The organism is Methanococcoides mangrovi (assembly GCF_052057775.1).
In the GTDB taxonomy this organism is placed as follows: Archaea; Halobacteriota; Methanosarcinia; order Methanosarcinales; family Methanosarcinaceae; genus Methanococcoides.
Genome location: NZ_CP195121.1, coordinates 599212 through 618272, shown reverse-complemented (window position 1 = coordinate 618272; position 19061 = coordinate 599212). Strand labels below are relative to the sequence as shown.

The window sequence follows — 19061 nt, the reverse complement described above, 5'->3', positions numbered from 1 at the left end:
AGACCTTCAGAATATAGAGAATTCCCTGGTCATATACCACAATGCCAGCACCGCGATAAAGTAGGTGCCTGTTAGCATCAGTTCATTTGCCCTTATGGGCCTCTTTTCCTCAAAGAATAACAGTCTTCCATCATAGCAGCGTGCACTCATGGAAACGAAGATCTTCTCTCCCTGTTCCCATGACCTTATGAAAAGGGTCGTTGCCAGCATGGCAAGTGAATTGAGACCGGTCCTCCAGTCCTTGTATCCAAGCCTTACGGACTGTGCATACCTGATACCCCATGCAACCTCAAGGAAAACAAAGATGTAGCGATACATCATCATGGATAGTTCAATTAAAGAATCAGGCAATCTTGTAGCTTTCAGAACCGAGAACAGCTCTACCATAGGAGTTGTCAGAGCCAGGAAGAACAGGCATGACATACCACTGAGTGTCCTTGCAAATACCAGTAATGCCATCTCAAGTCCGCCTGTGTTCACACCAAGCCGATAACTAAAGACGTCAAATCCGAAAATTTCGGCTCCGGAACCAAAGAAGAATGCTATGATGATAACGCTCAATATTACAAAGGATGCAGGAGCGGAAAGTACCTTCAGGTAAAATCCAGCAGGAACTTTCCCAAAACGAACCGTTGCAAAGCTCATACACAGCGCTATAGCCAGAGGTGTTACGAATGACTGAGAAGTGACACCCATTAATAGGCCAAAAGTAACGATCGCAAGCTTCAGCCAGTTGTTCCGATACCTTAACGGACTTACCAGGGCATAGTCATCAAGAATGTTCGTCATGTTGTTTTCACGCTGTTAATTCGTTTTTTATTGTAATAGGGTGTTATTAAAGACAACAACATAAAAAAGAGTGATCCTTAATAAGGATCACTATAAGGTGGACAATAAACGGACAATCTTACTCAGACTGCTGCTTGCCCTTGTAATATCCGAAGAAGTAACCAAGGATAACTGCACCAATAGCTGCCTGAAGCGCAAAGAGAAGACTCTCGGTCTCTCCTCCAGGAGGCTCGAACTTTATGGAATTGACCCATGAGTCTGATGTCCATTCTTCGTACTGACCATCTGTGATCTCAGCGATGACATCTTCTGCCTGACCATCAGCACCACCGAACTCCGATCCGGGGTTTGCTGCCATTCCATAGAAGAATGATGCTACGAAAAGGATAGCGATTGCTGCAAAAATTATTTCGCCTTTCACTGGCTAGTCCCCCTGATCTTGTTAAGGACTGACTCTGTGATAACATTAAGCTCTACAAGAGCATCGCTCTTGACTTGTATCACATACTTGAAGATAAGAGCTGTCAGGGCACCTTCCATGATAGCCAGAGGCACCTGTGTTGTTGCGAACACCAGCAAGAACGCTTTAAGTGATGCTGCAAAGCCACCAACTTCTGCCGGGAAAGCTAAAGCAAGCTCAACAGAAGTTACCACATAGGTAATCCAGTCTGCGAATGTAGCAGCGAGGAATACGACCACGTAGAAGTTGATGTTAGCTTTCATGCCTGCCTTATAGATAAGATATGCTGCAACAGGACCGATGATACCCATTGATGCGACATTTGCACCAAGTGTTGTAAGACCGCCGTGTGCAAGGAAGATGGCCTGGTAAAGCAATACGATCGTACTCAGGACCGCGGCAACTGCAGGGCCGAAAAGAATAGCTGCCATTCCTGTTCCTGTTGGATGTGAAGAACTGCCCGTAACAGATGGCATTTTCAAAGATGAAAGTACAAAGACGAATGCTCCTGCTACTGCCAGTAAAGGCAATAGTTCGCGCTTTTCAGATACAAGCTTGTTCAGCCTGTACATACCGAAGAAGATTATTGGTATAGAGAATACAAACCACAGTTGCCACCATGGTGATGGTAAGAATCCCTCGAATATATGCATTTTATTACTCCATTCCTGAATTTATAATAATTAATATATCTCAATGAATTATACATTGAAATCAATATTACTTGATTTAGATACACCTACAATGAAAACTTTGTATAAATACCTTAAGGTTAATCTTATTATCTTTTTGAATAACAATATATAAGTTAGCTTCCGTTTTGTTACCAAAAATAGAAAGAATAAAAAGTTAAAAAGATTGTATCTTAACAATCATTGCCTTACAACTACAACACAATGAAGAACTGATCCTGCCTCTGGAGGTTCATCCACTGTTCCGCCTGCAATGCGTTCTTCAGGATAACCGAAGTTCTCACAGACATAGAGTTTAGCCTCGACACCCATTTCCTTTAGCACTTCAGCAACCTCTGCAACTCCAAAAGTGTCAGCCGGAAGCATGAAAATGTCCTTACCCAGTTCGATCTCCTGGACAAATGCCTTCTTTGCAGGCGCAGGGTCACGCCCGTGTGCCGTTATTGCGGCTATGTTGGACATGCTGACACCCAGGCGGGCGCATGCGACCTGAATTGAGGAAATGCCCGGGATGATCCTGTCGCCCTCACCGGCAAACTTGCCAAGTCCTGAGAACATTGGATCGCCTGTGGAAAGCACAACTGCATCATCAGGCAGCTCGCGCAGGGCCTTGTAGTCCTTTATTATCTTAGCCTCACATTCAATGTAAGGTTCCGCAAGCTCAAGGGAGCGCTTCGAACCATAGACCACTGATGCATTGCGTATGGCTTCGATGGCTTCCAGTGTCAACATGTTCGGCCCGACACCGACCCCTGCGATTATCATTTCTCTTCCCCGCTGTCCATGAGGACGGTCCCGTCCCTGTCAACTACTACAATACGTGCACCTTTGCCTTTCTCTACGGTTTTGGCAAATGCACGTTTGATACGCTCACCTTCAGGGTCCATCTCGATCATTTCAGAGACCGTCGCATAACCACTGTCCTTGAGCATATCAGGATCTCCCCATTTCAGGATCAGTCCGGGAAGGCCACAGATGGCAACCTCACCGGTTGTGGAATCAAGGAACTCTGAGATACGGCTTCCTGCAAGAACCACCGTATGATCGGGGAACAGCATTGTAGAGTAGCGGATACCTATACGGCCTGTTGTAAGGACAACCTTTGAAGCATCACGTATAAGGTCGCTCTTCATTTCACCAAGGTGATCGTTCCAGGGTTCAACAAAACCTGTCGTTCCAAGAATAGAGATGCCGCCTTCGACACCTATGCGGCTGTTGAGTGTCTGCTTTGCGATCTCAGCGCCTCTTGGAAGGGAGATCTCCACTTCAACGCCCTTGATGCCGATCTCTTCCACAGCCTCTGCCACAGCATCCTTTATCTGCTGCATTGGTTTCGGGTTGATGGCAGGATATCCTTTTTTGGACTGTAAGCCACCTCTTGTAACGATACCTATGCCCTCACCGGCAGTTATATTGATCTTGTCGGATTCGACCGCCTTTGCCTCGAACTCAAGGCCACGGGTGATATCGGACTCATGGTCGTTCTTAAGTTTAACAGCAACAGCATGGCCATCTTTCGCCTTAACATCCATGACCGCGCGAAGTCCTACAGGTGTTGGCACTGAGACCCTGTCCACTTCCTTTTTTAGTGACAGGACTGCTGCTTTGGCTGCAACAGTAGCAGTGGTTCCTGTGGTATAGCCTCTCTTTAGCACTGAACCATCGCTAAGAACAACCAGCATCCCGCTCTCTATGCCTTCTAAAAGCTCATCGCGGGGCATTGTTGATCTATTGATCCACTCTTCCGGGATCTTTGATTTATTAACAGGATCGATAATTGACATTGCCATTTATTGAATAGCTTATAGTTATAAAAGTTACCGACCAGTGTGCTGACTTATCCCGTCCTCTTGAACAGTTTGTCAAGCTCTGCCCGTGTGAAAGATATCATCGTCGGACGGCCATGCGGGCATGTGTACGGATTCTCTGCCATGTCCAATTGCTTCAGGAGGCTTTCCATCTGCTGCATGCTGCAACCGGCACCGGCCTTTATCGCTGCACGGCATGCCATGGTCTTGCAGAGGTTATCGAACATTCCTGTATCATTTTTCACCCTGCCTGTGGAAAGCAGCTCTAATATTATATCATGCACCAGTTCGGTGCTCTCCATCTTCCCGAGAAGTGCAGGAACAGTGGTCACCACATAGCTGTTCGGACCAAATTCAGAGATGGCAAAACCCATTTCCTCAAGGTATGGTATGTACTCCTCAACCAAAACCTTTTCCTTTGATGTTAGGTCAAGCGTAACAGGTGTGATCAGTTCCTGCCAGCCGGAACTGCTGATATCACATATCTGCTCGTACATGACCCGCTCATGCGCAGCGTGCTGGTCAACTATGATAAGCCCGTCATCAAGTTCCACGATGATGTAAACCTCATTGACCTGACCTACGATCCTTGCCCTGTCAAGACCTGTAGGTGCCCTTTCGGGTTTCTTCGGGGTCTTTGTCAGCTTCCTTTCAGAATGCTTTAGTCGCTTTTCGGTGTCCCTTGCGGTGAAATGATAGGTTTCTTCCTCTTCCTTTACCAGAGGAGAGATCTTTTTCTGAGAAACAGGGACAACTACCTGAGGTGGTTCAACGGTAATATCTTCATATACCTCTTTAGGAGCTTCTTTCGCGATCTCCTCTGTCTTTTCCACAAAAACAGTTTGTACCGGCTTCTTTTCAGACAGACTTACTTCAGGTACAAGCTGTTCGACCCTCAATGCATTTTCCACGGCAAGAGTTACAGAATCACAGACCTCGCGCTCATGGCTCATCCTCACATACCTTTTGGCAGGATGCACATTGACATCCACGTCGGTAAGATCCAGTTCCAGATCAAGAACTGCCACCGGAAAGCGCCCTTTAGGCATGAGATTATAGTAACCAAGCCTCACCGCATTGCTGATGCTCTTTGAAGAGATCCCACGGCCGTTTATGAAAAAGTACTGCTGATCGGTCCCGCTGCGGCTCAGTTCCGGCTTTGAGATATAACCGGATATCTTCACTATGTCCGACTCGAACTCCACAGGTATCAGCTTCTTTGCGGATTCACTTCCGAACAGGTAGACGATGCTGTCAAAGATCTCGCCTGATGTGGGTGAGCGCACCAGCACCTTGCCGTCGCTTATGAGAGTAAATGAGATCTCAGGATGACCAAAAGCGTGCCTCGTGACCACATCAGTAATATGTGCAAGCTCGGTACGCATGCTCTTCAGGTACTTCTTCCTGGCAGGTGTATTATAGAACAGTGATTCAACAGCAATGGTGGTTCCCGGGGCTGCACCGACCTCCAGCACGTTCTCGATGGCACCGCCGCTGACCACCACCTTCGTTCCGGAAATGCTATCCTTTTCACGGGTGGTCAGGTAGACCTTTGCAACCGCTGCAATGGAGGAAAGAGCTTCGCCCCTGAAACCCAGAGTAAGTATTCTTTCGAGGTCCGAGATATCTTCGATCTTGCTGGTAGCATGCTTTGTGAACGCAAGGGTTGAATCCTCTCTGGACATACCTTTCCCATTATCAGTAACCGTGATCAGTTCCGTTCCGGCCCCCTTTACTTCCACTCGAATTTCGGTAGCAAGCGCGTCAATTGAATTATCCAGAAGCTCTTTCACAACCGATGCCGGACGTTCAACGACCTCGCCTGCGGCTATCTTGTTGATGGTAGCCTCATCCAGCACACGAATCCTGTTACCATTCCCCTCTGCCATATCATCCCTCCGTTTTATTTCCGGTCTTCTTCTGGAGCTCATAGAGCTTGTTCAGTGCATCCATGGGGGTCATGTTGTTGATATCAAGTTTTTCAAGTTCTGCCACTACGGGATCCTTCTCAACAGGAACAGAACCTTCCGGATCGAAAAGCATGAGCTGGGTGTATTGTGCAGATTTTCTCCTTTTGCCGCCCTTTGAGCCGCTCTCCTTGCTTATGGAACTCTCGTCCTCGATATCCTGCAGTATCTCCCTTGCCCTCTGGGTAACCTTGTGAGGGACACCAGCAAGCCGGGCTACATGTATTCCGTAGCTCTTGTCCGTGGCCCCGGGAACGATCTTGCGCAGGAACACGAGGTCATCGCCGTCCTCCTTCACTGCGATATGATAGTTCTTCACCCTTTTCAGGTCTGATGAAATGTTGGTAAGCTGGTGGTAATGCGTGGCAAAAAGTGAGCGTACGCCCACACGCCCTTTGTTGTGAATGTACTCGACCACCGCCTTTGCGATACTGTAACCGTCATAGGTGCTGGTACCCCTTCCGATCTCATCCAGCAGGACAAGGCTTTTCGGGGTGGCGTTGTTCAGGATGTTGGCAAGCTCCACCATCTCCACCATGAAGGTACTCTGCCCGCTTGCGAGGTCATCAAAGGCCCCGACCCTTGTGAACACCCTGTCCACGATACCCACGGATGCATGGGAAGCGGGAACGAACGAACCCGCCTGGGCCATTATAACTATCAGTGAGACCTGACGCATGTAGGTTGATTTACCAGCCATGTTGGGACCTGTTATCAGCAGGAACTGGTTCTCCACGCAGTCCATTTCCACATCATTGGGGACAAAACCACCGGGCACGGACCTCTCCACAACCGGATGCCTGCCCTCGCGTATCAGTATTTTGCAATCAGATGTGATGTTGGGCCTGACGAAATTGTTGTTAACCGAGACCTCTGAAAGACTTGCAACACAGTCCAGCTGTCCTATCAGGCCCGCAATGGTCTGTAACTCTGATGAATGTGAAGCAACGGTGGAAGTGATACTGGAGAATATCTCGTACTCCAGAGCCGTGATCTTCTCATCTGCAGAGAGGATTACATTTTCCCACTCCTTCAGTTCCGGAGTGTAGAACCTTTCAGCATTCCTCATGGTCTGCTTGCGTATGTAATCATCAGGGACCTGTGAGATGTTCGCCTTTGTGACCTCGATGTAATATCCGAATACCTTGTTGTAACCGACCTTGAGCGACTTGATACCGGTCCTGTCACGCTCTTTCTGCTGGAATGAGGCTATCCATGTCTTGCCACCTTTGGACATTTCCTTGAGCTCGTCCAGAGCCTCGTCGTATCCTGCTTTTATCATTCCGCCTTCCCTGACGCTTACCGGAGGCTCCTCCACTATGGAGCTGTCTATCAGCTCCACGATGCTATCAAGCTGATCAAATCCCAGAAGGCCGTCCCTGATGCTGCTTAGCATCTCGCAGAGGTTACCACCTTCAAGACTTTCCGTTATCAGAGGGACGGATTCGAGGGAACGTTTCAGCGCAATAAGGTCACGTGCATTGGAATTACCGTACATTACCCTTCCGATCAGGCGCTCGATGTCCTTTACAAAGGAAAGGTGAGACCTTATATCGAACCGGAGCAGGGTATCGTTTGCCAGCGCCTCAACTGCATCGAGACGGTGGTTGATGGCATCCACATCGATAAGCGGCTTCAGTAGCCATTTCTGGAGCAACCTGCCCCCCATTGGTGTTTTGGTCTCATCCAGCACTTTCAGTATCGAGGTGTCATTCCCTTCCCCGCGCACGTTCTTTACGATCTCGAGGTTCCTCAGGGTTATGGAATCCAGTACCATGAACTCGGAATCGGAGTATGTCTTCAACTCGCTTACATGTCCGAGTTCCCTCATCTGGGTGCTCACCGCATAATCAAGTGCAGCTCCTGCAGACGATACTGCATAAGGCAGACCATTGCAGCCCATCCCCTCAAGGGTTGATACCCTGAAGTGCTCCTTGAGCCTGTTTTCAGAAGTGCCGATATCAAATGCCTCTTCCCCGAACTCGTGCACCACGATCCTGAGCTCTTTTAGCCTGTCAATAATATGAATATCAGAATACAATTCAGGAGGCAGGATACATTCCGAGGGCCTCATCCTTGCAGCCTCACTGGCTATCCTGTCGTACGGTGGTGCATCAGCGAACTGTGTGGTCAGGAACTCGCCTGTGGAAACATCCAGGAACGAGATACCATAGTTCCCGTCCCCGCCTGCAACGGACATGAGATAATTGTTGGATGAATCCGTGAACATCGAACTGTCAATTGCAGTTCCCGGTGTCACGACCCTGACGACCCCGCGCTTGACAACGCCCTTTGCCAGCTTCGGATCCTCAAGCTGTTCACAGATGGCTACCTTGTAGCCCTTTTTGATCAGACGCGGGAGGTAGTTGTCGATGGCATGATAGGGGATACCGGCCAAAGGCATCCTTTCACCGTCCTTGTCCTTACCCCGCGTGGTCAGCGTAATTTCAAGTTCCTGTGCAATGGTCTTTGCATCCTCCCCAAAGGACTCATAGAAATCCCCCATCCTGAAAAAAATGAGTGCGTCGCTATGCTGCTGCTTGGCCTCATAGTACTGTTTCATTGCAGGTGTTAATTTATTCATGCTTGCTCCACGCTGAATTGGTCTGGTGAATTTATCAGTTTGTTGGTATTTTTGTTTTTGCATTGCAGATGTATTTTCAGATTCATTTTGATATGTTTTGTATGCTTTTGCCACAACCGGAAGTAACTTTCCGCCAGATAACGAAATCAAAACATTCATTTACAATAATGCATTCCTGTAATGCGTGGTTTTGTGTGAAACGCACAAATTCATACAATCCCATATTATAAACAGAGCATCACTGATGCTTCAAATAAGGTGAATAAAATGGCAGATGATCCAAAGGAACTATTATTTGGTTTTACAGAAGGACTTGGAGCTTTCGCAGCAGAGAACGATGTACAGGCAGCTCAGGCTGGTGCGTTCATGAACCTGCTTGGAAGCGTTTATGAAGAATCGATTATCGACTTCAAGACAAAAGAGCTCATCAGTGTGGGTATCGCACTCTACCACCGCTGCCCCTACTGTATCGCACTCCACTCCTTCAATGCCCTCGATGCAGGAGCTACAAAGGAAGAGATACTTCAGGCCAGTATGGTGGCAGTTGCATTCGGCGGCGGACCGTCCATCGCTTATTCCGTAACCCTGCTTAAGAACTGCATCGAGACATTCCAGGGCGATTCATTTACAGAAGAGGACAGAATGGAGATCCTCAGAAGGCTTGGAAGGGCCTGAACAACCCCATACTCATACTCTCCCTCTCTTTTTTTCTTTTTTAATATCTCTACAAACCTCGTCTCTTCTAAAGGAGACAATAACTGATCCAAATCTAATGTTCTTCGATCAAGATCACAAAAAAGAGAAGAAAAAGAATGTAACAGGAAGAACAGAACGTCACCTGCTACTTTTTAAGAAAGACGGGAAGGATCATGTCACATTTATATCCATTCCCTTTGCTTCAGCCTTCACATCCGGATTGTAGTACGAGTAGGCACTGCTCTCCTGCACCATTGCCTTGACCGGGAACATGGCCCTCATCTGCAATGAGAAGTTCAATTCCTCCCCAACTGCCATCTCATCGATATAGAGCACGACCTTGCGGCCTGCAATCTCATAGCGAGTGATGGTACCATTCTCCCTAAGATCATCAAGGCTTGCACCGACCGGAGTGAAACCTGTAGGTACCGCTATATCCACTATCATCATACCGCTGGACTCCACAACCCCATGGATTCCCGGCATTCCGTTGTACTTCAGGCGCACATCAACGTTGACGATGTCGTCCACAGCCACATCGGTGGAGTCGTATTCCACATCCAGTTCGATCTCCTCATGCTCGATGATATCCGGAAGTATCACATTGAACTTCCTGACAAGCTGGTAGTTGAGCTCGCCATTTCCCTCGAGGGTCATGTTGATGCTTTCCACACCTTCCGGAACCTCGATGATGTTCACAACATCGTAGTTCCCGGATGTGACCCTGAGGCTCTTGAGTTCCTCACCGTCGCCGGTTACGGTTATATTGGCATCCACATCCCTTCCTGCAACTGCTGCAGCTGTCATCAATGCCCTGAATGCCATGACGGTATCCTGGGTGCTTGAGAAGCCACCGTTGGAATTACGCTGTGCTGCGATCCATTTGAGTGATGAGCTCGCTGCAGGGTCGTTGACCTCTATCAGGGCAAGGGTTGCATAGGACGTTGTCTCAACGTTCTTGCTCGAGACAGGGTAGATGCCATAGCCTCCGTACTCGTAGGGTTCCGGGACCACATTATCATAGCCCCAGTACATACCGTTCTCATCTTCCTTTGCCATTGCAAGCAGCTTTTCTCTTGCCTCATCTGCCCTCTCGCTCTCAAGCTTTTCAAGGGCAAGCGTTCCCACTGCAAGTGTGTACGGGTCATCCTGTGCATCGAGGTTGGCTTCGAGATATGTGAGAGCACCATTCATGACCTCCGGGGTTGAATATCCATATTCATCAAGTGCGAGTGTGACGTATGCTGTCAGTGCATAGGTTCCGCTGACACCACCCATCATGTCCTGATGAATGACGAATCCTACGGACTCCCAGGAACCGTCCTCCTTCTGGTGTGAACCTATCCATTCAGCTGCATCTCTCAGGACGTTCTCGTCTATGGTGGTGATATCCCTTGCACCGCTGAACTGTGAGAGTACGAATGCTGACAGCCACAGGCTTCCTTCTGGATCGCTCTCACCGAATGCGGAAAAAGATCCATCGGAACGCTGGAAAGTCAGCTCCCTCTGGTAACCTGTTATTATGTATGTCTGTGCCTTGGCCTCTATCTCCGGGTTCTGCTGCCCTGTAGCCTTCAGATATCTCAGCACTTCCACATCGGTGGAGAACAGCATCATGTTCTGCTCACCACAGCCGTATGGCATACCCAGAAGGTCATCCACACCGGTAATGGTCTGTGCCACAATGCTTGGTGTGAAGCTCAGCAGCACCTTCTCAGAATCCGGCACGATGTCCCCAGGCAGCGTGGTATCAAGCTCAACAGAACCTTCTTTGAGAATTCCATTGTCCACGATCTCTCTGGTAACACCTTCGGCCTCAACGATAACCGTCTTCCTGACAGCATCGGCCTTCTCTGTGGTCTGTCCGGTCAGCTCCACTTCCTGTACACCCACCTCCGTGGGCCTGATGGTGAAACTTGTATGGGTCACACTGTTGGCATCCACACTGACCCTTACGACATTCTTGCCCACCAGATCGAACCAGTCTGCACCTGAAAGTGTGAGCTGTACTTCCTGAGGAGTGTCAAGATAGTTGTAGACCTGCACCTGGACAGGGAACTCCTCCCCGCGGATCACCGCATATGGAAGATCGGGGTCTATGAAGAAGTCCTGGAAAACCGTCAGGCCTGCCTCGGATATACCGATACCTTCCGGACTGGAGGACACAGCATGCAGCCTCCAGGTGGTGATGGAATCCGGTGCGTTCAGGTCAATGAATGCCTGTCCCGTCTCATTCGTCATGATATCAGGCATCCATACCCATGTCTCCGGGAAGAACTGGCGTACCCTTTCCGGTTCTGCAAGAGGAGCACCTGCTCCTGCATCAGTTGGTTCCATAGGAGCTGACACAGGGGCTTCCATGGCAACTTCTTCCTCTACCATCGCCATGTCATCCATTGCGAACATGCGCTCGACAAAGCCACCTTCAGCGACCTCGACATCGCTTTTCGGAACATCAAGGCCACCTGATGCCAGAACGATCAGGCCTGCATCATCTATCACATCACCTGCAGTTTGCCGGTACCAGCCATACCTCGGGTGTGCCTCGACCTGTGGCTCCATGAACCTGAGCTCAAGCTCATCGAAGACCTGCTTCAGGTTGAGCCTGCCCTCACTGAGTGCATAGACCGACTCATCGACTATGGAAAGCCCGATCATGGACTTTGTACCTGCATCCAGTTCAACCGAGACGTTCTCACCGGGTTCCACTATTTCCTTGTCAAAACCTGAGGACAGGTTCACCTGAGTGCTGAATTCCACATCAAATGGAAGACTGTCAGCAGAAACTTCGTTGTTCGGGTTGATCATGTATGCGACCACCTTTGCAGTGGGGCTCATCTGGGGAGTTACCGGAATGCTGATCTGGGCTTCATTGCTTGTAGCAGAATAAACGGTCCTGCCGTTTGCGAAGACATCATAGAAAACCGTTCCCTTGTTGGTGGAATATACCTTGAAGACGATGTTCTCTCCCACCTCAGGGACCCCCTCACTTACCTGGCTCAGATGCAGGAAGCTTGCACTCGGAGAATACACAGCGTTCAGATATTCTGAGACATCAACCCCTTCCGAGATAGCATAGATATCCACATCAAGGGCATCCTCGGGAACTTCGAGGGTCACAAGTGCAACACCGTTCTCAGTGTTGACGATCTGCTCCTGCTCGTCCCTCTCATAATTCTCGTCCATGAAGGTCACAAAGAGCTTTACTTCCTTCTCCAGTGGTTCCCCTCCAGGGTCCTTTGTGACTATAAGGACCTGAAGCGGCATTCCCGGCTTGATGGAGTCTGATTCGGGTATCAGCTGGAGGATAAGCGGATCCTGTGCGATGGTCAGCAGTTCAGTGGTCTCCTCACTGTGCCCTCCGGTGTCCGTTACGGTGACATTGAGCATGACACTGCCCTGTCCACCGGCACCAAAGGTACCTGCAACATATTCCGTTGGCGGAAGCTCGAACTCAACCGAGCCTCCATCAAGGGTTCCGCTGAATGTTGCATATTCCTCCCACACGCCCACATATCGCATGGCCTCGATCTCGACGTCACCTTCCACATCCTTTCCAAAGAAGTACTGTGCAGAGACCGTCCCTGTGATCGTGTCATCCACAAGGAACCAGCTCTTCTCGGTGGAAGCTTCCACATCGAACTTCGGAAGCACATATTCCTCCACCCTGATGTCTACCTCTGACATGGATGAACCTGAGATTGCCTTTACCTTCCATGTACCAAGGTTAAGTTCGGAAGCCAGCGGCAGGTCAAAGTAGGCAACACCGTATTCGTTGGTGGTGAGATCGTCCTTGAACACCTTCACACCCTTGGCATCCGAAATTTCCACAGTGGTGTTCTGGACAACAGGAACAAGGTTGTTGTTCAAAGAAAGCAACCTCACATGGATGGTCTGCCCGGGCTTGTAGATCGGCTTGTCCGTCTCTATGAAGATAGGATTATTCTGCACCACCTGTATGGTCGTCTCAAAACCGGATTCGGCACCAACCGGAGTTGCGGTAAGTGTATAACTGCCCTCCTCAACCTCCGGGACATCGAACTTCGCAACCGAATTACCGGACTCGGAAGTGGCAGCCCTCACCAGTGGAATGACCTCACCCGAAGCACTTGTAAGGGTGTATTCAAAACACCGGCTTACAGGTGCATCACCAAGGAAGGCCGACATGGTGACAGAGCTCTCACCACCTGAGAAGAATGCCTTTGGGACAAGTATCAGGTACTCATCCTCTGAGGAATAGGTACCTCCCTCCTCACAGGACAGGGCTTCGTTCGCAGGTGGATAATCAATATCTTCATCCTGGCCTATACAGCCTGCCATCACAATAAATGACAGCAGGAACAATACGATGAATGATTTTTGCAAAATTGCTACAGATCTCATTTTAGCACTCCCGTAAATTCGATTATTGTTATCTAAAGAGAAAATTGGAGCCTATACGGTATATACTTAGCTTAAACTTCGAAACTGTTCGAAGTTATGAATTCAATTTAAGGCAAGACCTCAACCAGGATAAGTATTAAGAAGAGCAGGAAGAAGAAATAAAACTTAACAAAAAGAAAAAGAAAGCTCAGTCCAGCAGATGAACACCTGCTGACTTTGCGCTTTCCAGAAGTTTAGTGTCTTTCAGTACGGCGCGGGGAAGGTCAAATCCTGCAACGACCAGCCCGTCCTTGATCTCCATTCCGAAGAAGGTCTTCAGGGTTTCGGCGAACTCATCGGATACGTTCTCATAGGATGTCTTCTCAGGATCACCCTGGGAACGTACGATCATAGCCTTCTTGCCTTTTGGTATCCTCGGGTTCAGATCACCATCCACAAGTGCATAACAGCGGTCAAGGAAAAGCCTCATCTGACCTGAGAACTGCAGAAAATAGATCGGGGAACCGAAGACGAAACCGTCTGCTTCCTCTATCTTCGTGTAGACCTCTGTCATGTCATCCTTGATCTTGCATTCCGGCATCACATTACAAAAACCACATCCCTGACAGCCCTTGAAGTTCAGCTCGTTGATGTAGATCGTTTCTGTCTCAGCTCCGCTCTCTGCAGCGCCTTCAAGCACTTTCTGCACTACCGTATCCGTGGTCCCGTTCTTACGGGGACTTCCTACAATACCCAATACTTTCATGATTTCACATCCTGAGATAACAATACATATGTAGATTTTTTATGCATAAAGTTATCTAAGGATATTCAACGTCTATTTTAGAAAACGTAAAAGTGAGAAGAAGATGGCAGATGAAAAGAACATGGAACAAAAACCGAAGGTAAAGCAAGACCAGGATCATGAGCAGTTAGAAGATGAAGATCTCGATGAACTTATGGTCAGGACAGCCAGATCACAGATCAGATCGGACTACAGGCGCAGCCTCGGATGCGAGAACTCCCGAAGATGCATGGACCTGCATAAAAACAAAAAAGATGACTGAGCCTGCTCGTTCGATCTTCAAACAGCATCAGCAACATCATTAAAATCAACAACTTTTCAGACTATAAGCCTTTTCTTCATCATATTTACCGAGACTACGAAACCTATCGCACAGACAACCACTATCCAGAGGAGATTTGCCAGCAGGAACAGTCCCGGCGTCCCGAAGGTCAGTGCTCGTATTATTATCACAACGTGGGTCAGTGGCAATATTGCCAGTGCAATGTACTGAATGATCTCAGGCAGTACGTTCAGAGGGAAGAACGTTCCGCTGAACAGGAACATCGGCGTTATGAACAGCAGTACCGGATAGTTAATAGACATTATGTTCGGGGTAACCGCTGCAATGCACATTCCAATACATGCGAAGAGCAGCCCTGCAAGGAAAGCGAATGGTATGACCAGCAGTGAATGTGGAAAAGCTATGAGCCCGAACAATGCAATGACAGGAAGCATCAATGTTGCACTTATGGTGCTTCGTGTAGCACCCCACAACAGTTCCCCGATTATGACGTCCTCTATGCTCAAAGGTGTTGCAATGATGGAATCAAAGGTCTTCTGATAGTACATCCTCACATATGAACCATAGCTGCACTCAAAGAACGCACCATACATCACAGAAACAGATATCAGCGCCGGAGCTATGAACTTCGCATAGGGCACGCCGTCTATCTCCTCAATGAACAGCCCAAGCCCGAAACCCATTGCAAAAAGGTAAAGCAGAGGCTCAATGAACGGCGGCAAAAAATTGAGCTTGACGTTCTTCATGAAAACGTCCTTGTTACGCCTCCAGACCTTGACCGCTCCCGATGTCAACTGCGGGACCCTGAAATACATGCCTATGCCCATCGATCTCACTCCCTCAGTTTCCTTCCCGTAAGCTTCAGGAACACATCCTCCAGCGTCGAAGCCCTTGCAGTTACACTGGTAAGCTCACACTCCGACAACAGATGGTCCGTCACTTCCTGCGGTCTATCAGTATATATCTGCACTTCATCCCCCAGGACCTCATAGTCTGCCTGATGTTTCTCAAGACATGAGATCACACCCGGATGAGCTTCCGTCTCCACGATCGAAGGCCCTATTATCTCATCGATCATCTCCTGAGGGCTGCCTTCCACCAGTATCTTCCCGTAATCCATGATCACAAGCCTGTCACACAACTGTGAAGCCTCCTCAAGGTAATGCGTGGTAAGCACAATGGTCACTCCCTCCTTCTTAAGCCCCTTGAGCCTATCCCACATCAAATGCCTTGACTGCGGGTCCAGCCCCACCGTAGGCTCATCCAGTATCAGCAACCGGGGCTTGTTAATCAGCGCCCGGGCCAGCACCAGCCTCCTCTTCATACCTCCTGAAAGAGCTTCGGTCATCGTATCCCGCTTCTCTTCCAGATGCACGAACTCAAGAAGCTCATCGATCCTTCTCCTAGCCTCAGCCTCAGGAATATCGAAATATCGTGAAAAAACAAGCAGATTCTCATACACAGTAAAATCAGGGTCCAGATTGTTCTCCTGCGGAACAACACCCATCCAGTACTTGATCTCACGCTGCTTCGTATTCACATCCATCCCGAACACCTCCAGCTTCCCCGAGGTCATAGGAGAGATACACTGTATCATCCGCATGGTAGTGGTCTTACCCGCACCATTGGGCCCCAGAAAACCAAAAACCTCTCCCTCCTCCACAGAAAAGGCCACAGAATCCACGGCCAGAAAGTCCCCGTATACCTTTTTCAGATCCTCAGCTACAATAACAGCAGTAATGACACATCACCAGTTCCTTTTTCTTAATAAATAATTGCCATGGAACTTGATATAGGTTTCTCATTTTTCTTATTATGTCTATAAAAATGAAATATAGACCCGCAAAATAAAACATCAATACAAAAGCTCAATGTAAAAACAAAAGCAGAATTTATAATTCCTGAAATTGGGACACGTAAAAACAGTCCGCTTGAGCGGAGCGAAACGGACCCGCGCTAAAGAAGCGTGATCTTTTGGTGGGGCCGCTGAGATTTGAACTCAAGTCGCAAGACCCCCAGCCTTGCAGGATGGACCAGGCTACCCTACGGCCCCACGGGGTCGAACTATAATAGTCACTATCAGTATATCATTCTTTCTGAAAAAAAGGTAAAAAAGAGAGCGAAAGTAAAGCTTCAGGCTTTCTCCCACCGCTCATATGCATCCACGATCTCCTGTCCTTCGAGGAACACGAGGTCATGCAGACGGGCATATTCCATTGCATCTTCTTTGGAAAGGGCCTTGCCGCTTGCATCGTCAAGCATCTCACAGACCACCATTGCAGGTGTGACACCTGCCATCTTTGCAATAGCAATTGAGAGCTCGGTCTGTCCCCTGCGCTCATGGACCAACCTGTCAGCTGCACGCAGGAGTGCAACGTGTCCTGGTGTGCGGAACTCGGAACCGAAGTCCACATTCTCGCCATCGAGGACCTTCTCGGTGATATTCGAGAGCTCGTTTATGGTCAGCGCCCTGTCGTTGTCAGGAATTCCTGTTCTGGTCCTCCTGTGGTTCACCCATATTGAAAATGAGGAACGGCTGTCGTAGGCAAGGTCTCCACCCCTTTCAACGGTAGTGCCAAGGGCAGGATATTTTTCCACCTCGTCACGGAGGATATCGGAAATGAACGGAAGACCGAGCTTTTCGGAAGATTCGCCATCGAGAGCAACACAGATCAGTCCGCCACCGTCCCTGCGCATCCAGCGCACATCATCAGGAGTAACGGCTCCTGCAGCGATCACGAAATCTGTTTCTCCTTCACGGCTGTCGGAATCAAAGATGAAGAACATCTCGCCGTTTCTTGCGGCCTTCAATGCTTTTTTGATATTGTCACTGTAATTTTCATCGGAACTCATAGGATCACTCACATGTGCTTCGGTCTTCTACTGTAATCTTTACTTCATCCCCGTCCCTGAGCTTCAGGGTCTCCCTGAGATGGACCGGGGCTATGATCTCCAGCAGATCATGGGGATAATGTGAACGCTCAGGTGTCACCACTGCGGCACGGATACCCTCTACCTCCACAAAATAGCAATTGCAGCTTCCAAAGGTACGCTGGCCGTTGGTAAAACCGGCTATCTGTATCATATTCTTCGGAGTCATTTCCTTCTGTACATCCGCACTATGATCGGTAAGTCTCACATTTAGGGTACCCGGATAAGGAACAAAATCCAGCTTTTCCTCGAACTGCTTACGGTAGCCTTCCTGAGAGATATAATACTGGCCTTCCCCAAGGCCTGTTATCACATTCCCATACAGCTCCACCTTTCTTTCATCGCCACAAAAGATATGCCTGTAATCATTGTACTCCCTCTCAAGCCAGGTGCGACCTTCCTCCGTAATGGAGATCATCTGACCTTCGGGAATGATACTGCGCTTGATTAGTCCCTCCTCTTCCAGCTGTTTTAACGTCCTTGCAGCTGTCTTGGAGCTGGTGTAAGTATATTTGGTGAACTCACTGGAAGATATCTTTACAGGCCTTTTCAATGCGCCCAGAAGGGCAAGGTGTTTCAAAGAATTTATGCGATGCATTAGTGGTACCTTCATCGGCTCAAATATGAGATGCATCTCAAATATGAGATGAAAGGAAATAAACCTTTTGTCATACCATGGCTATAATTCAGAATGTTTTATAAAAGAACAGAGAGATAATTAACTCAAGTTCCCGGATGCCACACAGGCAACGGGATGCAAGGTCATCACCTTGTTTCTAAGGAGAGGGATAATGGCATACAGATGGTGCAGAGAGGGAGAGAACAGGCCGGATACCAAGGGGTGGCGTCTGAGCCTTTACAAACTGATCTTTGAGGCCGATTCACCCTACGGAAGATATTTTGATGTTGCCCTGATAGTGACCATCGTCCTGAGCGTCGCCGTTGTAATGCTCGACAGTGTTCGGTCCATCAGCAGCGTCCACCATGAGACACTCTATCTGTCGGAGCTGTTTTTCACCGCCCTTTTCACCATTGAATATATCCTGAGGATCATCTGTGTCAAGAGCAAAAAACGCTATGCTACCAGCTTTTTTGGTGTCATAGACCTTCTAGCGATAATCCCTACATACCTCAGTATGCTCCTTCCGGGAAGCCAGTACCTCCTGATAATCAGAGTACTTCGGCTGCTAAGGATATTCAGGGTGCTCAAGCTCGTTCAATACTTATCAGAAGCCGAAATGCTGGTACAGTCCCTCAAAGACAGCAGCAGGAAGATAACGGTGTTCATGTTCACTGTCCTGAACCTCGTGATAATACTGGGCTCCCTGATGTACGTCATCGAAGGAGAAGAGAGCGGATTCACCAGCATCCCTAGAAGCATCTACTGGGCGATCATAACCCTTACAACGGTTGGATACGGGGATATCGTTCCCATAACACCGCTGGGACAGGCAATGGCATCCATCATAATGGTCATCGGTTATTCCATCATAGCAGTACCCACAGGTATCGTCACCCATTCGATCATAAACCGTAGCTTGACAGCCATGCCTGTGGAAATAGCAGAAGCTACAAAGGATGTTGCAGTTAATATCGTCTGCCACAACTGCGGACTGCAGGGGCACGATACAGATGCTTATTATTGTAAATACTGCGGAGCAAAACTTTGAAATTTTTAGATAAA

Annotated in this window: 16 protein-coding genes and 1 tRNA gene; 3 read left to right on the top strand and 14 right to left on the bottom strand. The window is 48.6% G+C overall.

Annotated features, from left to right (window positions below):
* Positions 1-6 precede the first annotated feature (6 nt).
* From cbiQ to mutS, 7 genes are all read right to left on the bottom strand, one after another.
* Entirely contained in the window at positions 7-789 is a 783-nt protein-coding gene (gene cbiQ, locus ACR3I3_RS03095) for a cobalt ECF transporter T component CbiQ (protein ID WP_440953111.1), read from the bottom strand.
* A gap of 118 nt (positions 790-907) precedes the next feature.
* Complete coding sequence (locus ACR3I3_RS03090) at positions 908-1210, bottom strand: energy-coupling factor ABC transporter substrate-binding protein (protein ID WP_440953110.1); 303 nt, start codon at positions 1208-1210, stop codon at positions 908-910.
* On the bottom strand, positions 1207-1902 hold the full coding sequence (locus ACR3I3_RS03085) for an energy-coupling factor ABC transporter permease (protein WP_440953109.1): 696 nt from the start codon (positions 1900-1902) through the stop codon (positions 1207-1209). The genes ACR3I3_RS03090 and ACR3I3_RS03085 overlap by 4 nt, the downstream gene beginning before the upstream one ends.
* 219 nt (positions 1903-2121) lie before the next feature.
* Entirely contained in the window at positions 2122-2706 is a 585-nt protein-coding gene (locus ACR3I3_RS03080; protein WP_440953108.1) for a cobalt-precorrin-7 (C(5))-methyltransferase, read from the bottom strand.
* Positions 2703-3719 carry a cobalt-precorrin-5B (C(1))-methyltransferase gene (locus ACR3I3_RS03075; protein ID WP_440953734.1) on the bottom strand — a complete coding sequence of 339 codons (1017 nt, stop codon included), beginning with the start codon at positions 3717-3719 and terminating at the stop codon, positions 2703-2705. Before ACR3I3_RS03075 ends, ACR3I3_RS03080 begins: the two co-directional genes overlap by 4 nt.
* A gap of 59 nt (positions 3720-3778) precedes the next feature.
* Positions 3779-5638 carry a DNA mismatch repair endonuclease MutL gene (gene mutL / locus ACR3I3_RS03070; RefSeq protein ID WP_440953107.1) on the bottom strand — a complete coding sequence of 620 codons (1860 nt, stop codon included), beginning with the start codon at positions 5636-5638 and terminating at the stop codon, positions 3779-3781.
* Between the two features lies 1 nt (position 5639).
* Complete coding sequence (gene mutS, locus ACR3I3_RS03065) at positions 5640-8300, bottom strand: DNA mismatch repair protein MutS (RefSeq protein WP_440953106.1); 2661 nt, start codon at positions 8298-8300, stop codon at positions 5640-5642.
* Positions 8301-8567: 267 nt separating this feature from the next.
* On the opposite strand from mutS, the gene ACR3I3_RS03060 reads away from it, so the two are divergent.
* Positions 8568-8975: a carboxymuconolactone decarboxylase family protein gene (locus ACR3I3_RS03060; RefSeq protein WP_440953105.1), complete on the top strand. Its 408-nt coding sequence runs from the start codon at positions 8568-8570 to the stop codon at positions 8973-8975.
* Positions 8976-9167: 192 nt separating this feature from the next.
* Here ACR3I3_RS03060 and ACR3I3_RS03055 read toward each other — a convergent pair whose 3' ends face one another.
* Both ACR3I3_RS03055 and ACR3I3_RS03050 read right to left on the bottom strand, forming a co-directional pair.
* On the bottom strand, positions 9168-13379 hold the full coding sequence (locus tag ACR3I3_RS03055; protein ID WP_440953104.1) for an alpha-2-macroglobulin family protein: 4212 nt from the start codon (positions 13377-13379) through the stop codon (positions 9168-9170).
* A 187-nt stretch (positions 13380-13566) separates the two neighbouring features.
* On the bottom strand, positions 13567-14124 hold the full coding sequence (locus ACR3I3_RS03050) for a flavodoxin family protein (RefSeq protein WP_440953103.1): 558 nt from the start codon (positions 14122-14124) through the stop codon (positions 13567-13569).
* 103 nt (positions 14125-14227) lie between these two features.
* Between ACR3I3_RS03050 and ACR3I3_RS03045 the strand changes: the two genes are divergently transcribed.
* Positions 14228-14425, top strand: coding sequence for a hypothetical protein (locus tag ACR3I3_RS03045; RefSeq protein ID WP_440953102.1), 198 nt, complete (start codon positions 14228-14230; stop codon positions 14423-14425).
* A gap of 56 nt (positions 14426-14481) precedes the next feature.
* On the opposite strand, the gene ACR3I3_RS03040 is transcribed toward ACR3I3_RS03045, so the two are convergent.
* The 5 genes from ACR3I3_RS03040 to ACR3I3_RS03020 form a co-directional block, all read right to left on the bottom strand.
* Positions 14482-15273, bottom strand: a complete 792-nt coding sequence (locus ACR3I3_RS03040) for an ABC transporter permease (RefSeq protein ID WP_440953101.1) — start codon at positions 15271-15273, stop codon at positions 14482-14484.
* Positions 15274-15278: 5 nt separating this feature from the next.
* Positions 15279-16130 (bottom strand): ABC transporter ATP-binding protein, encoded by an 852-nt coding sequence (locus ACR3I3_RS03035; RefSeq protein WP_440953100.1) that lies wholly within the window; start codon positions 16128-16130, stop codon positions 15279-15281.
* Between the two features lie 291 nt (positions 16131-16421).
* Positions 16422-16499 (bottom strand) — tRNA-Pro (locus ACR3I3_RS03030).
* Positions 16500-16579: 80 nt separating this feature from the next.
* Positions 16580-17299, bottom strand: coding sequence for a 3,4-dihydroxy-2-butanone-4-phosphate synthase (ribB, locus tag ACR3I3_RS03025; protein WP_440953099.1), 720 nt, complete (start codon positions 17297-17299; stop codon positions 16580-16582).
* A 4-nt stretch (positions 17300-17303) separates the two neighbouring features.
* A complete protein-coding gene (locus tag ACR3I3_RS03020; RefSeq protein ID WP_440953098.1) occupies positions 17304-17975 on the bottom strand; it encodes a winged helix-turn-helix domain-containing protein/riboflavin kinase in 672 nt (223 codons plus the stop codon).
* A gap of 193 nt (positions 17976-18168) precedes the next feature.
* On the opposite strand from ACR3I3_RS03020, the gene ACR3I3_RS03015 reads away from it, so the two are divergent.
* Positions 18169-19047: an ion transporter gene (locus tag ACR3I3_RS03015; RefSeq protein WP_440953097.1), complete on the top strand. Its 879-nt coding sequence runs from the start codon at positions 18169-18171 to the stop codon at positions 19045-19047.
* The last annotated feature ends 14 nt before the right edge of the window (positions 19048-19061 follow it).